The 16,480-nt window shown below is 59.1% G+C and carries 12 protein-coding genes; all 12 read left to right on the top strand.

Going from position 1 to position 16,480, the window contains the following annotated elements; all coding sequences use genetic code 11:
* Positions 1-68 precede the first annotated feature (68 nt).
* Positions 69-3,812 (top strand): nitrate reductase subunit alpha, encoded by a 3,744-nt coding sequence (locus tag LKR43_RS10735; protein ID WP_227684052.1) that lies wholly within the window; start codon positions 69-71, stop codon positions 3,810-3,812.
* Entirely contained in the window at positions 3,809-5,380 is a 1,572-nt protein-coding gene (narH, locus tag LKR43_RS10740; RefSeq protein WP_227684053.1) for a nitrate reductase subunit beta, read from the top strand. Before LKR43_RS10735 ends, narH begins: the two co-directional genes overlap by 4 nt.
* A 9-nt stretch (positions 5,381-5,389) precedes the next feature.
* Entirely contained in the window at positions 5,390-6,031 is a 642-nt protein-coding gene (gene narJ, locus LKR43_RS10745) for a nitrate reductase molybdenum cofactor assembly chaperone (protein ID WP_227684054.1), read from the top strand.
* A 17-nt stretch (positions 6,032-6,048) separates the two neighbouring features.
* On the top strand, positions 6,049-6,732 hold the full coding sequence (narI, locus tag LKR43_RS10750; RefSeq protein ID WP_227684055.1) for a respiratory nitrate reductase subunit gamma: 684 nt from the start codon (positions 6,049-6,051) through the stop codon (positions 6,730-6,732).
* A 25-nt stretch (positions 6,733-6,757) separates the two neighbouring features.
* Positions 6,758-7,504, top strand: a complete 747-nt coding sequence (locus tag LKR43_RS10755) for a peptidylprolyl isomerase (RefSeq protein ID WP_227684056.1) — start codon at positions 6,758-6,760, stop codon at positions 7,502-7,504.
* Between the two features lie 90 nt (positions 7,505-7,594).
* Complete coding sequence (locus LKR43_RS10760; protein WP_227684057.1) at positions 7,595-9,532, top strand: type IV pili methyl-accepting chemotaxis transducer N-terminal domain-containing protein; 1,938 nt, start codon at positions 7,595-7,597, stop codon at positions 9,530-9,532.
* A 50-nt stretch (positions 9,533-9,582) separates the two neighbouring features.
* Positions 9,583-10,242, top strand: a complete 660-nt coding sequence (locus LKR43_RS10765; protein ID WP_227684058.1) for a response regulator transcription factor — start codon at positions 9,583-9,585, stop codon at positions 10,240-10,242.
* Between the two features lie 144 nt (positions 10,243-10,386).
* Positions 10,387-11,619 (top strand): 3-methyl-2-oxobutanoate dehydrogenase (2-methylpropanoyl-transferring) subunit alpha, encoded by a 1,233-nt coding sequence (locus tag LKR43_RS10770; protein WP_227684059.1) that lies wholly within the window; start codon positions 10,387-10,389, stop codon positions 11,617-11,619.
* A 2-nt stretch (positions 11,620-11,621) separates the two neighbouring features.
* Positions 11,622-12,692, top strand: coding sequence for an alpha-ketoacid dehydrogenase subunit beta (locus tag LKR43_RS10775; RefSeq protein WP_227684060.1), 1,071 nt, complete (start codon positions 11,622-11,624; stop codon positions 12,690-12,692).
* A 2-nt stretch (positions 12,693-12,694) separates the two neighbouring features.
* Positions 12,695-14,026 carry a dihydrolipoamide acetyltransferase family protein gene (locus tag LKR43_RS10780; protein ID WP_227684061.1) on the top strand — a complete coding sequence of 444 codons (1,332 nt, stop codon included), beginning with the start codon at positions 12,695-12,697 and terminating at the stop codon, positions 14,024-14,026.
* A gap of 9 nt (positions 14,027-14,035) precedes the next feature.
* A complete protein-coding gene (gene lpdA / locus LKR43_RS10785) occupies positions 14,036-15,451 on the top strand; it encodes a dihydrolipoyl dehydrogenase (RefSeq protein ID WP_227684062.1) in 1,416 nt (471 codons plus the stop codon).
* 57 nt (positions 15,452-15,508) lie between these two features.
* Positions 15,509-16,447: an alpha/beta fold hydrolase gene (locus tag LKR43_RS10790; protein WP_370632096.1), complete on the top strand. Its 939-nt coding sequence runs from the start codon at positions 15,509-15,511 to the stop codon at positions 16,445-16,447.
* Positions 16,448-16,480 lie beyond the last annotated feature (33 nt).

Below are 16,480 nucleotides of genomic sequence, written 5' to 3' on the forward strand. Positions count from 1 at the left end.
TAAATAAATACAGTAACCACATACATAAAAGCTACAGCGCCGATCTCCTCGGCAGTACGGAGAAATGAATGAGCCACTTCCTCGACCGACTGAAATTCATGTCACGTGTCCAGTCCACCTTTTCGGGAGGGCATGGCGAAGTCGTCAATGAAGACCGCAAATGGGAAAACACCTATCGCAGCCGCTGGCAGCACGACAAAATCGTGCGTTCCACCCACGGTGTGAACTGCACGGGTTCCTGTTCCTGGAAAATCTATGTCAAGAACGGCCTGATTACCTGGGAAACGCAGCAAACCGACTATCCGCGCACCCGACCAGACCTTCCCAACCACGAACCCCGTGGTTGCCCGCGTGGCGCCTCGTACAGCTGGTATGTGTATTCGGCACAGCGCGTGAAATATCCCATGATACGCGGTCGCCTCATGGCCATGTGGCGCGAGGCGCGCAAAACCATGGACCCGGTCAGCGCGTGGGCATCGATCAGCCAAAACCCCGATAAGGCCAGGCACTACAAGTCCGTGCGTGGCCTGGGCGGCTTTGTGCGTGCCGACTGGGATACTGCCATGGAGATCGTCGCCGCCGCCAATGCCTACACCATAGACAAATTCGGCCCGGACCGCATCGTGGGCTTCTCTCCCATACCGGCCATGAGCATGGTCAGCTACGCCGCCGGTTCGCGTTACCTTAGCCTGATAGGCGGGGTATGCCTGAGCTTCTATGACTGGTATTGCGATCTGCCGCCCGCCAGCCCCCAGGTGTGGGGCGAGCAGACCGACGTTGCCGAATCGGCCGACTGGTACAACTCGACCTATCTGATGGTGTGGGGCTCTAACGTACCCCAGACGCGCACGCCCGATGCGCACTTCTATACCGAAGTCCGCTACAAGGGCACCAAAACGGTTGCGGTGTCCAGCGACTTTGGTGAAATGGTGAAGTTCGGCGATATATGGCTGGCGCCCAAGCAGGGTACCGATGCAGCGCTAGCCATGGCCATGGGTCACGTAATCCTGAAGGAATTCCACCTTTCCGGGCAGTCCGATTACTTCCGCGACTACGCTCGCCAGTACACCGACATGCCCATGCTGGTCATGCTCAGGCAGCACGAAGGCAAGCTCGTACCCGACCATTTCCTGCGGGCTTCGCACCTGAACAATGCGCTGGGCCAGGACAACAATCCTGAATGGAAGACCCTGCTGATAGACGAACTTACCGGTGAACTGGTGGTTCCCAACGGCACCATAGGCTTGCGCTGGGGCGAAGCAAGCGCCGGGTCGGGCGGCAAGGCAGGGCGCTGGAACCTCGAACTGAAGGATGCCGCCAGCGGTCAGGAAATCGTGCCCAGGCTCAGCCTGATCGACGGCTACGATTCCGTTGCCGATGTGGCCTTCCCGTATTTCGCGGGTGATCACGATGACGTCCTGATACGGCGTGTGCCGGTCAAAGAGCTGCTGCTGGCCGATGGCACCACCGCGCTGGTGGCCACGGTATACGATCTGCAAATGGCAAGCTACGGAGTCGATGCCGGCCTGGGCGGCCCGAACGTGGCCGCCGATTTCGATGACGACATCCCTTATACCCCTGCATGGCAGGAAAAATACACCACCGTCCCGCGCGAACGCGTGGTGCAGGTGGCCCGCGAGTTCGCCCAGAATGCCCACGACACCCACGGCAAATCCATGGTCATTGTCGGTGCCGGTCTTAACCACTGGTATCACATGGATATGGCGTATCGCGGCATCATCAATATGCTGGTCATGTGCGGTTGCGTGGGGCAAAGCGGAGGCGGCTGGGCCCACTATGTGGGGCAGGAGAAGCTGCGCCCGCAAACCGGCTGGGCACCGCTGGCATTTGCGCTTGACTGGTCCCGTCCGCCGCGCCAGATGAATGGCACATCTTTCTTCTACGCCCACAGCAATCAGTGGCGGCATGAAAAACTGGGGGTGGATGAGGTCCTGTCATCCACGGCCAATGCGGCTGACTATGACAAGCTCAGCATGATAGACCTGAACGCCAAATCCGAGCGCATGGGCTGGCTGCCTTCCGCACCCCAGCTGGAAACCAATCCGCTCGACGTTGTCGCTCAGGCGCAGGCACAGGGCGAAGACCCTGTAGCCTACACCGTCCAGGCCCTGAAAAGCGGCAAGCTCAACATGAGCTGCGACGATCCCGACAATCCGGCCAACTTTCCGCGCAATATGTTTGTATGGCGTTCGAACTTGCTGGGTTCCAGCGGCAAGGGGCACGAGTACCTGCTCAAGTACCTGCTTGGCACGCAGAATGCCGTATTCAGCGATGCAAGCCATGCCATCAAGCCTTCCGAGGTTCGTTTCCGTGAAGAGGGCGCACAGGGCAAGCTCGACCTGCTCACCGTGCTCGACTTTCGCATGAGTACCACCTGTCTTTATGGCGACATTGTTTTGCCTACGGCAACCTGGTACGAAAAAGACGACTTGAACACCTCCGACATGCATCCCTTCATTCACCCGCTCAGCGAGGCGGTGCAGCCTTTGTGGGAAAGCAAGAGCGACTGGGAAATCTACAAGCTGCTGGCGCAGAAATTCAGCGAGATCGGCGGCGAGCATCTGGGCACGCGCAACGATATCGTGCTGGCGCCGCTTATGCACGACACGCCCGGAGAGCTGGGCCAGCCATTTGAGCCGCAAGACTGGAAGCATGGCGAATGCGACCTTATCCCCGGCAAGACCGCGCCCACCATGACGGTTGTCGAGCGCAACTATCGGGACATCTATCGCAAGTTCACGTCGGTGGGTCCCTTGCTCGACAAGCTGGGCAACGGCGGCAAGGGTATAGGCTGGAACACCGGGCACGAGGTCAAGGAACTGGGCGGCATCAACAAGCTGGTGTCCGAGCCGGGCGTCAGCCTGGGCCGGCCCAGGCTGGATACAGCCATAGACGCGGCCGAAATGATCCTGACCTTTGCTCCCGAAACCAATGGTCATGTGTCGCTCAAGGCCTGGCGGGCCTTGTCCAAAATTACCGGTATTGATCACGATCACCTGGCACTGGGCCGCGAGCACGACAAGATCCGCTTTCGTGACATACAGGCGCAGCCGCGCAAGATTATTTCCTCGCCCACCTGGTCGGGTGTTGAAAGCGAAGAGGTCAGCTATAACGCGGGATACACCAATGTGCATGAGCTGATTCCCTGGCGCACGCTGACCGGTCGCCAGCAGTTCTACCAGGATCATCGCTGGATGCTGGATTTCGGCGAAGGCTTTTGCGTATACAAGCCCGCAGTCGACACCAAAACAGTGCAGCCCATGCTGAACCGCTATTCCAATGGCGAGCACGAACTGGTGCTGAACTGGATCACGCCGCACCAGAAGTGGGGCATACACAGCACCTATTCCGACAATCTGCGCATGCTCACGCTCAGTCGCGGCGGACCCCACGTCTGGGTTTCCGAGATCGAGGCGAAACAGGCTGGCCTGGTCGATAACGACTGGGTGGAAGTCTTCAACGTCAATGGTGTCGTGACTGCCAGGCTGGTGGTCAGTCAGCGCGTGCCGGTGGGCATGTGCCTGATGTACCACGCCCAGGAAAAAATCGTGAATGTGCCGGGTGCGCAAACCAGCGGCAAGCGTGGTGGCATACACAACTCGGTGACGCGTGCGGTGCTCAAGCCCACGCACATGATAGGAGGGTATGCCCAACAGGCCTACGGCTTTAATTACTACGGCACAGTGGGCAGCAATCGCGATGAGTTCGTGGTGCTCCGGAAAATGACAAAGATCGACTGGATGGAAGGTCCGCTCGAACAGGAAGCAATGGACGAAGGAGCAGAAAAATGAAGATCCGTGCACAAATCGGCATGGTGCTGAATCTGGACAAATGCATAGGCTGTCATACGTGCTCGGTCACGTGCAAGAATGTCTGGACCAGCCGCGACGGCGTTGAATATGCATGGTTCAACAATGTAGAAACCAAACCCGGTGTCGGCTATCCCAAGGAGTGGGAAAACCAGAAAAAATGGAAGGGCGGCTGGATCCGCAACGCTCAAGGCAAGCTGCAGCCGCGCCAGGGCGGCAAGCTGCGGATATTGGCCAACCTGTTCGCCAACCCGAATCTGCCCCAGGTCGACGATTACTACGAACCCTTCACTTACGACTACGAACATCTGCAGAACGCGCCGCTCAGCCAGACGCCTCCCACGGCGCGCCCCATCTCTGTACTTACGGGCCAGAAGATGGAAAAAATTACCTGGGGTCCCAACTGGGAGGATGATCTGGGCGGCGAGTTTGCCGAGCGCAGCAAGGATGCCTTGTTCGAGGGCGTGCAAAAGGAAATGTATTCCACGTTCGAGAATACCTTCATGATGTACCTGCCGCGCTTGTGCGAGCACTGTCTGAATCCGACCTGCGTGGCCAGCTGTCCTTCGGGCTCTATTTACAAGCGCGAAGACGACGGCATCGTCCTGGTCGACCAGGACAAGTGCCGGGGCTGGCGCATGTGCATTTCGGGCTGTCCTTATAAAAAGGTGTATTACAACTGGGAAAGCGGCAAGGCTGAAAAATGCACCTTCTGTTATCCGCGCATCGAGGCCGGGGAGCCCACGGTCTGCTCTGAAACCTGTGTAGGGCGCATCCGCTACCTGGGCGTGTTGCTGTACGACACCGATCAGATTGAGCGCGCGGCATCGACACCCGATGAGCAAGACCTTTACGAAGAGCAGCTGGGCGTCTTTCTTGATCCGCACTCGCCTGAAGTCATCGCCGAGGCCCGCAAGCAGGGCATACCCGAAAGCTGGCTTAAGGCCGCACGCAGTTCACCTGTGTACAAGATGGCGTGCGAATGGAAGGTGGCGTTTCCGCTGCACCCGGAATACCGTACGCTGCCCATGGTGTGGTATATCCCGCCGCTGTCGCCCATACAGTCGGCGGCTGAAGCCGGCCGCATGCCGCACACCACCTTCGGCGTCAATGGCGTGATCCCCGATGTGGACAGCCTGCGCATACCGGTGCGCTATCTGGCCAACCTGCTGACTGCCGGCAAAGAGGAACCCGTGGTGCATGCGCTCAAGCGGATGCTGGCCATGCGTGCCTACAAACGTTCCGAAACCGTGCATGGCGTAAGCGATACCTCGGTACTTGATGCCGTTGGGCTCGATGCCGCAACAGTCGAGGATATGTACCAGATCATGGCCATTGCCAACTACGAAGACCGGTTCGTCATTCCGACCAGCCACAAGGAAATGGTCGAAGACAGCTTTAACGAGAAAGGCAGCTGCGGTTTCACTTTCGGCAATGGCTGCTCCGGCGGCGTTTCCGAACCCGGTCTTTTCGGCCGCAAGCCGCAAGGCAGCAAGATCTTTACGGAAATGCCCAAGTCGCGCAAAAAGCCGACTGTGGTCGCCAGGTAGGAGTTCATCATGCTTCTTTATCGGATACTTTCCGCACTATTAGATTATCCGGAGCAGGACATGCTTGATGCCTTGCCCGAAATCGAAGAGGCACTGAAGGGCTGGCCCGACGCCGCCCGCCAGCTCAAACCCCTGATGCAATTCCTGGAGGCAGGCGACCTGATCGCCGTACAGGAAAACTATGTGGCTACCTTCGATCGCAGCCCGGCTCATTCCTTGCACTTGTTCGAGCATGTGCACGGCGAAAGCCGCGATCGCGGACAGGCCATGGTCGATCTGCTGCAGGAATATCGCAGCCACGGATTCGAGCCCGCAACCGCCGAGCTGCCTGATCATGTGCCGTTGTTTCTGGAGTACCTGAGCCTGCTTGAGCCCGAAGTGGCCGAACTGCTGCTGGGCGAAGCCATTCATGTGCTGGCCGCCATAGGCGACAGGCTGGGCCGCAATGACAGCCCCTACGCCGAGGTATTCACGGTGTTGCGCAGTCTGACCCAAGTCGAACCCCGGCCGCAGACTGAGCCGCCAGTGCGTGATATGGACGAAGCCATGGAAACCTTTGGCGTGGGCGCCGACGGCGTCGAACCCTTGCTGCGCCCATCGGTTACCGGTGAACACACCCTCAGATTCTATCCTCGCGCAGCAGCAGGCTGACTATTAAGGAATGCACCATGAATATGTTCAATCAATTCATTTTCGGTATTTATCCATATATAGCCCTGATCATATTCCTGTTGGGCAGCCTGCTGCGGTTTGAACGCGAGCAATACACCTGGAAAAGCGATAGCTCGCAACTGCTGTACCAGGGCAGGCTGCGCCAGGGCAGCGTGCTGTTCCATATTGGCATAATCGGCCTGTTCTTTGGCCATCTGGTGGGCCTGCTGACGCCGGTCATTGTCTGGGACACGCTGGGCGTGTCGCACAGCGTCAAGCAGATCGTTGCCATGGTTGCGGGCGGCGTTATGGGCACGATGTGTCTGATTGGCCTGCTTATTCTGCTGCACCGTCGCCTGACCGATCCGCGTATTGCTGCCGTTACCCGTACGGGCGACAAGATCCTGCTGGTCTGGATACTGCTTACGCTGCTGCTGGGCCTGTCCACAATAATCGTGTCGGCCGGCCACCTTGATGGCGACATGATGGTTCAGCTCATGCATTGGGCCCAGCATATTTTCACTTTCCGTGGCGATGCCGCTGCTTATGTCGCCGAAGCACCGGTACTGTTCAAGGCACATTTGTTCATGGGCATGACGCTGTTCGTGATCTTTCCGTTCACCCGCCTTGTTCACGTATGGAGCGGATTTGCCTCGGTGGGCTACCTGGGGCGCGCCTGGCAACTCGTTCGTCCACGCTAAGGCGGTTGCCAAACTGGAGTCCGGTATGACTGTAAAAGTAAATGGTATTGAACTGACCGATGCCCAGATGGAGCAGGAATTGCCACTGCATTCCGCAGCGGAGCATCCCGTGCAAAGCGCAATGACCGCCCTGGTGCTGAGCCGGGTGCTGCTCGACGAAGCCGCCAGGCTGGGCATAAGCGGTGCCGACGACGAGGCAACGATAGAAGCGTTGCTTGAACAGGAAACCAGTGCGCCGGTCGCCGACGAGGCGACCTGCCGGCGTTACTACGAACAGCATCCCGACCGGTACACGGTAGGGCGGTTGCTGGAAGTGGATCATATTCTGTTCCAGGTCACCCCCAGGGTCGACCTGAATGCCTTGCGCAGCCTGGCGCAAGACACCCTGAATCAGCTGATTGCCGAGCCTGCCCTGTTTGCCGAAAAGGCGCGGGCGCTGTCCAACTGTCCGTCTGGCGCGGTCGGCGGCAGTCTGGGCCAGCTGACGCGTGGCGATACCGTGCCAGAGTTCGAGCGCGTGGTATTTGCCATGCAGGAAAATCAGTTGTTGCCGCGCTTGCTGGAAACCCGTTACGGCCTTCATATCGTCAGGGTGAACCGGCGTGTCGAGGGCAGGCTGCAGCCTTACGATACCGTTGCGTCCGGCATTGCGCTTGCCCTGGCGGCGACCAGCCGCGACACCGCCTGGAAGCAGTATCTAAAGCTGCTGGTGGGCCGGGCTCATATCGAGGGCATGGATCTGCTAGGTGCCGACAGCCTGCTGGTGCAATAGACCATTTTGCGTGCAGTTTGTTGCGTTTGGTCAATACTTTCGAACATATCAGGTCGCCGATGCAGTCGCTGATGATGTAATGCCAATGAAATGAACGACACGACAGTGCTTTCCAATCAGCCTGCGCTACGCGACCGGCTCTCTACACGCATCATCGCCAGTTCGGCGGTTGCGCTGGTCGTCGTGTTGTCCATGATTGCCTGGACACTATGGCTGTCATGGCAAATGGAAGGCGCCGGCGCAGCCATCAACGATGCGGGCAGTCTGCGCATGCGTGCCAACCTGGTGGCGGTGGAACTTGCCAAAGCGCGTGAGGCGCCGGTCGGCAGCCATGGCGGGCACCTGCACGAACAAATCACGATTCAAGAGGGCATTCTGACGCAGTTGGTACGCGGGAACCCGGCCCGGCCGTTGTTTCTTCCGGAAGATCCTGCCGTGCTTGCGCAAATGGACAAGGTAGCGCATATGTGGGAGCAAGACATGGTGCCCGCAGCGCTGCAGTCTTTGAACCAGGTCAGCAGTTCCACCTATTTGCAGATCTTGCCCGACTTTGTCATGCAGGCCGATAAGCTGGTCAGCATGTTAGAGGCCGATAGCTCCAGCAAGCTGTCGCTGCTGCGCCTGACGCAAGGCATACTGAGCGTGATTGCAGGTATCGGCACGCTGACCATGATCTATCTGCTGTACTTGTGGATCATCTTTCCCATTCTCAGGCTGGGCGATGGCCTGCGCAGTATGGCGGCGCGCCAGTTCGGCGTGAGGCTGCCCGTTGAAACTCAGGACGAGTTCGGTGTTCTGGCCAGTGGCTTCAATCGTATGGCCGATGAGCTTGAAGACCTGTATGGCGATCTTGAAGCACGGGTGCTCGAGAAAACGGCGCAGCTTGCCGAACAGAACCAGGAGCTCGGAGCCCTATACGATATCACCGCCTTTCTGAACCAGCCCAACGAAATCGAAGATATGTGCGGGGGATTCCTGGATCGGGTCATCCAGCAGTTCGGAGCCGGCGGCGGCACCATACGTACCCTTGATCCCAAGGGGGAGCACCTTACCATGGTGGTTTCGCGCGGCCTGTCCGACGCGCACGATCGATCCGAGCATTGCATGAAGGTCGGCGGATGCTTCTGTGGAACAGCCACCCGCAACGGAATACTGTTTGTCGATGACATACAGAAAGCCCAGGTTCCCACAAACTTTCAATGCGCCAAAGAAGGCTTCCGCAGCCTGGCGGTCTTTCGCATACAGGCGCAAAAAGAAGTGCTGGGCTCATTTTCATTGCATTTCCGGGACACCCTTGCACTGAGCAATGCAGAGCGGCATCTGCTCGAAACGCTGGGCCAGCACTTGGGTGTTGCCCTGGAGAACCGCCGCTTGAGCGCCGTGGCCCGCAAGCTCGCCATGGTGCACGAACGTAACCTCATGGCACAGGGTCTGCACGACAGCATCGCGCAAGGCCTGAATTTTCTTAACCTGCAGCTGCAGTTGCTTGATCAGGCCGCCGGCCGCGGCGACCTGGTCGAGATCAACGACATCGTGCCTTTGCTGCGTGCCGGGGTCGATGAAAGCTACCAGGATGTACGCGAGTTGCTGGGTAATTTTCGCAGCCGGCTTGAACAGGGTGATTTGCTTACCGCCGTCGAGGCCACGGTTGTACGCTTCAGGCGTCAGAGCGGCATAGAGGTAGTACTGAACGCCGACGATCTGGCCGGCCCGCCGCTGCCTCCCGAGCAGCAGCTGCAGGTTATCTTCATACTGCAGGAAGCCTTGTCGAACGTGCGCAAGCACGCCCACGCGACCAAGGTGGAAATCAAGATTCAGAATCGGCACGACTTCGAACTATCGGTTTCTGATAACGGGGTTGGCTATGACCCCGAGGAAGTAGACCAACGAGCCGACGAACACTTTGGGCGGCGCATCATGCAAGAGCGGGCCAAGCGCATGAAGGCCGTACTTGAGCTGCACTCCAGTCCAGGCCAGGGTGCTTCCATCAGACTTTTGTTACGCGCCGAGGCAAGGCAGGCAGCCTGACCAGATGAATATTTTCCTGATTACATGAACCGCCATGTACATGAACCGCCATGACTATCCGCATACTGCTTATCGATGATCACAGTCTGTTCCGTTCCGGCGTACGCCTGTTGCTGCAACGCCAGTCAGACTTTGATATTGTGGGCGAGGCCTCCGACGGCCTCGAAGGCGTCAAGCGGGCCAAGGCCCTGACGCCCGATGTTATCTTGCTGGACCTGAACATGCCTGGCCTGTCGGGGCTGGATACCCTGCAGCTGCTGGTGCAGGATTCGCCCGGCAGTGCGGTGCTGATACTGACCGTTTCCGAAGAGGCCGAGGAACTGGGCCGGGCGCTGCGCGATGGCGCGAGCGGCTATTTGCTCAAGAACATTGATGCCGACGCCTTGACGACGGCAATACGTCGGGCTGCGGCCGGAAAACCCACCATTTCCGACAACATGACGACCAAGCTGGTCGAGCAGTTTCGCTCGCATGCGTCCACAGACACATCGGCCGAGCCTGAACACGCACGGCTGACTGCACGTGAACGTGAGATCATGCAGTGCCTGGCACGGGGTGAAAGCAACAAGATCATTGCCCGCAACCTTGACGTTGCCGAAAGCACGGTCAAGATTCACGTGCAGAACATACTCAAGAAATTGAATCTTTCCAGCCGGGTGCAGGTGGCGGTTTATGCGGTCGAGCATGGGTTGCACAGCGACGAGCCCTGAGCCGGTCCGCCGCTGTGGAACCGGTGCCGGCTGTTGGCCCGGCGCTTGCGAAAATGGCCCGAATCGGCGAAGATGTTTTAATCCGCCCACAAGGCGGAAAAGCAGAATATTTTACGAAAATTCCACAAGATATTTTCCAAGGCCATGAGACAAAACACACCACTTCGGCTGCACGTGCCCGAGCCTTCGGGGCGACCGGGGCATGCCACAGATTTTTCCTATTTGCGCCTGGCGCCTGCCGGGGCTGCCCGAAAACCCCCCATAAATACTTCAGCCATCGACACCACCGATCTGGCCGGCACACTCATACGCGTGCTCGACGATGACGGCAATGCGGTCGGGCCATGGGCCGAGCCCATTGCGCCGGAACTGCTGCGCAAGGGCCTGCAGGCCATGATCAAGACCCGCATATTCGACGCGCGCATGGTGATCGCACAGCGCCAGAAGAAAATGTCTTTCTATATGCAAAGCCTGGGCGAAGAGGCTATCGGTGTGGCGCAGATCCTGGCTTTGTCCAAAGGCGATATGTGTTTTCCGTCATATCGGCAGCAGAACCTGCTGATTGCTCAAGACGTGCCTCTGGTCGAGCTGATGTGCCAGCTGTTTTCCAACGACCTTGATCGCCTCAAAGGCCGGCAGCTGCCTGTCATGTATTCCATGCGCGAGCATGGATTCTTCAGTATTTCGGGTAATCTGGCCACCCAGTTTGTCCAGGCAGTGGGGTGGGCCATGGCGTCGGCCATCAAGGGCGACAGCAAAATCGCTTCGGCCTGGATAGGCGACGGCGCCACGGCGGCGGCCGACTTCCAGACTGCGCTTACCTTCGCCCATGTGTATCAGGCCCCGGTCGTGCTTAATGTCATCAACAATCAGTGGGCCATTTCCAGCTTCCAGGCGCTGGCGGGGGGCGAAAGCAATACTTTTGCCGCGCGCGGTGTAGGCAGCGGCATTGCCTCGCTGCGTGTCGATGGCAACGATTTTCTGGCCGTGCACGCGGTGTCGAAATGGGCGGTTGAGCGGGCCCGCAGCAACCTGGGTCCTACCCTGATTGAATGGGTATCGTATCGTGCGGGTCCGCACTCCACATCGGATGACCCTTCCAAATATCGGCCCGCCGACGACTGGGCCCGATTCCCGCTGGGCGACCCCATTAACCGTCTTAAGCAACATTTAATAAACCTTGGGGAATGGTCCGAGCAAGAGCATGCCCGTACCCAGAAAGAATTCGAGGCCGAAGTGATTGCCGCCCAGAAGCAGGCGGAAAGCCACGGCACCCTGGCCACAGGGCAAACCTCCAGCGTCGCAACCATGTTCGAGGATGTCTACAAAGACATGCCCTGGCATTTGCGCCGTCAACGTCAGAAACTGGGGGTTTGATCATGAAAAAAGACAACAAGCAAAATGCTGTCCCGATGACCATGATCCAGGCCTTGCGGTCGGCCATGGATGTCATGCTGGAACGCGACAACAACGTGGTGATTTTCGGCCAGGACGTCGGTTATTTCGGTGGCGTCTTCCGTTGCACCGAAGGGCTGCAGGCCAAGTACGGATCCAGCCGTGTTTTTGATGCGCCTATTTCAGAGGGCGGCATCGTGGGTGCTGCGGTGGGTATGGGCGCGTATGGTCTGCGCCCGGTGGTCGAGATCCAGTTTGCCGACTACTTTTATCCCGCCACCGACCAGATCGTGTCCGAGGCCGCGCGGCTGCGCTATCGGTCGGCCGGCGAATTCACCGCGCCGCTTACCATCCGTATGCCTTGCGGCGGCGGCATCTACGGCGGGCAAACGCACAGCCAAAGCCCCGAAGCCATGTTTACACACGTTAGTGGTCTGCGCACGGTCATGCCGTCCAACCCCTACGATGCCAAGGGTCTGCTGATCGCCGCCATCGAAAGCGATGATCCCGTCATCTTCCTTGAGCCCAAGCGCCTGTATAACGGGCCTTTCGACGGGCACCACGATCAGCCGGTCGTGCCCTGGTCCAAGCACCCCATGGGCAAGGTTCCCGAGGGTTATTACACCGTGCCCCTCGAGTCCGCGTCTGTGGTTCGCCCCGGTGCCGACCTTACTGTCATTACTTACGGCACCATGGTGTATGTGTCAGAAGTGGCGGCGCGCGAAAACGGCATAGACGCGGAAATCATTGATTTGCGCAGTCTTTGGCCACTTGATATCGACACTATCGCAGCGTCGGTCAGGAAAACCGGCCGCTGTGTCATATTGCACGAAGCCACGCAAACCAGTGGTTTCGGTGCCGAGATCACGGCCCTGATACAAGAGCACTGCTTCTATCATCTGGAAGCGCCCATTGAGCGTATCGCAGGCTGGGATACGCCTTATCCGCACGCCCATGAGTGGGCTTATTTCCCAAGTCCAGCGCGGGTCGCCGATGCCTATCGGCGCGTCATGAGTCCGGATTCCGCCGCAACAGTCGGCCAGGGGGGTGCATAATCATGGGCATACATCTTATAAAAATGCCTGATATCGGCGAAGGCATTGCCGAGGTCGAACTGGTTGAATGGCATGTCCAGCCCGGCGATGCTGTCGTTGAAGATCAGATTCTGGCCGATGTCATGACCGACAAGGCCACGGTGCAGGTGCCGTCGCCCGTCAATGGAACGGTCGAGTCACTGGGCGGCAAGGTGGGTGAGGTCATGGCGGTGGGCTCCGAACTCATTCGCCTGCAGGTCGATGGTGCGGGGAATATCGCGGCGAACGCCGGCGGCACCGGCGCTGCCCGTGCAGATGCCGTGGCAGAACCCGCAGCGAGCTCAAACCAGCAGCCCGAATCCGAGGCTGCATCACAGCCGCCCAAGCCCGCAAAACAGCCTGAACCGGTTCCTGACTCTGGCCGTTCTGTGGCGCCAACATCTGCCGTTATACCTACGGCTGCCCGTGCCCAAAGCGAGAAGCCGCTGGCTTCACCCGCGGTCAGAAAACGTGCATGGGATCTTGGCATCGAGCTGCAGTACGTCCCGGCAACCGGTGCCGCCGGCCAGATTACGCATACCGACCTCGACGCCTGGCTGGCGCGCGGAACGGCGGGTGCCGGGGCAACAGGCCGTGCCGCGGCCTATGCGTCACGCGACGACGAACAACAGGTTTCCGTCATCGGCCTGCGCCGCAAGATTGCAGAAAAAATGCAGGAATCCAAGCGCCGGATTCCGCATTTCACCTATGTCGAAGAAATCGATGTAACTGAGCTCGAAGCGTTGCGGGCACGCCTGAATGCACGGTGGGCCGGTGAGCGGGGCAAGCTGACCTTGCTGCCCTTGCTGGCCCGCGCGATCGTGCTGGCCTTGCGCGATTTTCCGCAAATCAACGCGCGCTACGATGACGACGCCGGGGTGGTGACCCGCTATGGTGCCGTGCATCTGGGCGTTGCAGCCCAGACCGAATCCGGCCTGATGGTACCTGTCGTGCGGCACGCTGAAGCGCTTGACCTTTGGGCCTGCGCAGCAGAAATAGCAAGGCTGGCCGAGGCGGCCCGTTCAGGTCGTGCGGCCCGCGACGAGTTATCGGGGTCCACCATTACCCTGAGCAGTCTGGGTGCTTTGGGCGGGGTGGTTTCAACCCCCGTGATTAACCACCCGGAAGTCGCCATTGTGGGTGTCAACCGTGTTGTTGAGCGTCCGGTCATTCTGGGCGGGGCAGTGGTGGCACGCAAGATGATGAATCTTTCATCGTCTTTTGACCATCGCGTGGTCGACGGCATGCATGCCGCCGAGTTTATTCAGAAGATTCGCGGATACCTCGAGTGTCCGGCCATGTTGTTCGTCGAGTAGGGCACAGGCATGCAAACAACAACTTTACTGATTATTGGCGGCGGGCCCGGTGGCTATGTCGCAGCCATACGTGCCGCCCAACTGGGCGTTCAAACAACTCTGGTCGAAGCAGGCAATGTGGGTGGTACCTGCCTGAATATCGGCTGCATTCCGTCCAAGGCTCTAATCCACGCGGCCGAAGAGTTCCATAAGCTCAGCGATTATGCGGGCGATTCACCTTTGGGAATCAGCCTGCAATCGCCCGGCGTCGATATCGTCCGCACGGTTGCCTGGAAGGATGGCATCGTCACAAAGCTCACCGGTGGTGTGGCCGCCTTGCTCAAGAAGCATGGTGTGCAGGTAGTCAAGGGCTGGGCGCGCATTATCGACGGCAAGACTGTCGAAGTTCAGCCTTCCGGAGGGCCCGATAACGCGACTGAAATGGGCCAGCCGCAGCGTTTCAGCTGTGAGCATTTGCTGCTGGCCACTGGTTCCGAGCCGGTCGAGTTGCCTTTTATGCCGTTTGGCGGACCGGTGATTTCGTCAACCCAGGCTTTGTCACCGGCCAGTCTGCCCAAGCAGATGGCTGTAGTCGGGGCCGGGTATATAGGGCTGGAACTGGGTATTACCTATGCAAAACTGGGTGTAAAGGTCAGCATCGTCGAGGCCCAGGATCGCATCCTGCCCGCTTACGACGCCGAACTGGTCAAGCCGGTTCAGGCGGCCTTGAAGAAACTGGGTGTGGCATTGCATTTGTCCCATCGAGTCAGCGGGCTGACTGAATCCGGTGATGGGCTGCGTATTGTCGCCGATCAGAACCCGGAAACGGTCCTGCCCGTCGAGCAAGTGCTGGTGGCGGTGGGGCGCCGGCCCCGCACGGCCGGCTATGGCCTTGAAACCCTGTTGCTGGAAATGAGCGGCAGCGCGCTGCGCATAGATGATCAATGTCGCACTTCGATGCGCAACGTATGGGCAATCGGCGACCTTACCGGCGAACCCATGCTGGCCCATCGAGCCATGGCACAAGGTGAAATAGTCGCCGAGCTTATTGCCGGCAAGCACCGCCGGTTCAGTCCCGCAGCCATCCCGGCAGTATGCTTTACCGATCCGGAAATCGTCGTGGCCGGCCTGGCACCCGACGAGGCGGCAAAGCAAGGGCTGGACGTGGTCAGTGCCGCATTCCCGTTTGCAGCCAATGGCCGCGCCATGACGCTCGAGTCCACCAATGGCTTTGTGCGTGTCGTGGCAAGGCGTGACAACCATCTGATCGTGGGCTGGCAGGCGGTGGGGCGGGGCGTATCCGAACTCAGTGCGGCATTTTCCCAGTCGCTGGAAATGCAAGCCCGGCTCGAAGACGTGGCTGGCACGATACACGCCCATCCGTCTTTAGGAGAAGCCATACAGGAAGCTGCCTTGCGTGCCCTGGGTCATGCCCTGCATATTTAGTTTTTCGGACGCTACAATCAGGCGACCAGGAACCTGAATCGAAGCAGAGCAAGCCCCATGACCGAAACGACACCTTCTTATGGCCCGCGTCAAAACTACGTAACGTGTGCCAGCCCGGCTGGCACCCATCGCATGGCCTATTGGGAATGGGGTGATCCCGCCAACGACAAGGTCTTGCTGTGCGTGCACGGCCTGACGCGCACGGGGAGGGACTTCGACCCTTTTGCCGCCAGGCTGGCCGCTGACTATCGTGTGGTTTGTCCCGACGTTGCGGGTCGTGGGCTTTCTGACTGGCTGATCAATCCGGCGTCCTACGCCGTGCCTCAATATGTTGCCGACATGCTCACCCTGATCGCCCGCCTGAATCCCAGGCAGCTGGACTGGGTTGGTACGTCCATGGGGGGGTTGATAGGAATGGCTCTGGCGGGAACGCTGGCTCTGTCGGCGCAATTGCAACCCAGACTGCCCCAGGCCGGGATGCCCGGATCCGAGTCGCTGCGGCTGGGCAAGATGATCCTGAACGATATCGGCCCCACCATTAGTTTGGCGGGACTGGAACGCATAGGCACCTACGTAGGCCAGCCCATGGCATTCGACTCGTTTGCCCTGGCGGTCGATTATGTGCGCAGTGTTTCGCTTGGCTTTGGCGAGCACGACCAGCAGGGCTGGGAAGCGCTGACGCAGCATGTTTTTACCGAAAGGAACGGGCAGTGGGTCAAGAATTACGACCTGCGTATTGCCGAACCGTTTGCCGGACAGTCCGAGGAAGTCGTGAAGGCGTCAGAAGCCTTGCTGTGGGGTGCTTACGAAAGTATCGCCGGGCCTGTTCTGATCGTGCGCGGCGAGACTTCCGATTTGCTTACCGCCGGGACGGCAGAGCAAATGCTGGCTCGCAATGCCCATGCCAGCCTGCATGTGGTGCCCAATGTCGGGCATGCGCCTACGTTGCGCACCGATGATCAGATCGACCCCCTGCGCGACTTCTTGCTGGCCTGACGGACGGGCTGATCCGGCAGGGCGGGCGTCGGT

The sequence above is a fragment of the Pusillimonas sp. MFBS29 genome (assembly GCF_020687695.1).
Classification (GTDB): domain Bacteria; phylum Pseudomonadota; class Gammaproteobacteria; order Burkholderiales; family Burkholderiaceae_B; genus Pusillimonas_C.

What these genes read in the sequence shown, in the direction of transcription:
- LKR43_RS10735 (WP_227684052.1), top strand. Translation starts at nt 69, where the DNA reads ATGAGCCACTTCCTCGACCGACTGAAATTCATGTCACGTGTCCAGTCC.
- narH (WP_227684053.1), top strand. Translation starts at nt 3,809, where the DNA reads ATGAAGATCCGTGCACAAATCGGCATGGTGCTGAATCTGGACAAATGC.
- narJ (WP_227684054.1), top strand. Translation starts at nt 5,390, where the DNA reads ATGCTTCTTTATCGGATACTTTCCGCACTATTAGATTATCCGGAGCAG.
- narI (WP_227684055.1), top strand. Translation starts at nt 6,049, where the DNA reads ATGAATATGTTCAATCAATTCATTTTCGGTATTTATCCATATATAGCC.
- LKR43_RS10755 (WP_227684056.1), top strand. Translation starts at nt 6,758, where the DNA reads ATGACTGTAAAAGTAAATGGTATTGAACTGACCGATGCCCAGATGGAG.
- LKR43_RS10760 (WP_227684057.1), top strand. Translation starts at nt 7,595, where the DNA reads ATGAACGACACGACAGTGCTTTCCAATCAGCCTGCGCTACGCGACCGG.
- LKR43_RS10765 (WP_227684058.1), top strand. Translation starts at nt 9,583, where the DNA reads ATGACTATCCGCATACTGCTTATCGATGATCACAGTCTGTTCCGTTCC.
- LKR43_RS10770 (WP_227684059.1), top strand. Translation starts at nt 10,387, where the DNA reads ATGAGACAAAACACACCACTTCGGCTGCACGTGCCCGAGCCTTCGGGG.
- LKR43_RS10775 (WP_227684060.1), top strand. Translation starts at nt 11,622, where the DNA reads ATGAAAAAAGACAACAAGCAAAATGCTGTCCCGATGACCATGATCCAG.
- LKR43_RS10780 (WP_227684061.1), top strand. Translation starts at nt 12,695, where the DNA reads ATGGGCATACATCTTATAAAAATGCCTGATATCGGCGAAGGCATTGCC.
- lpdA (WP_227684062.1), top strand. Translation starts at nt 14,036, where the DNA reads ATGCAAACAACAACTTTACTGATTATTGGCGGCGGGCCCGGTGGCTAT.
- LKR43_RS10790 (WP_370632096.1), top strand. Translation starts at nt 15,509, where the DNA reads ATGACCGAAACGACACCTTCTTATGGCCCGCGTCAAAACTACGTAACG.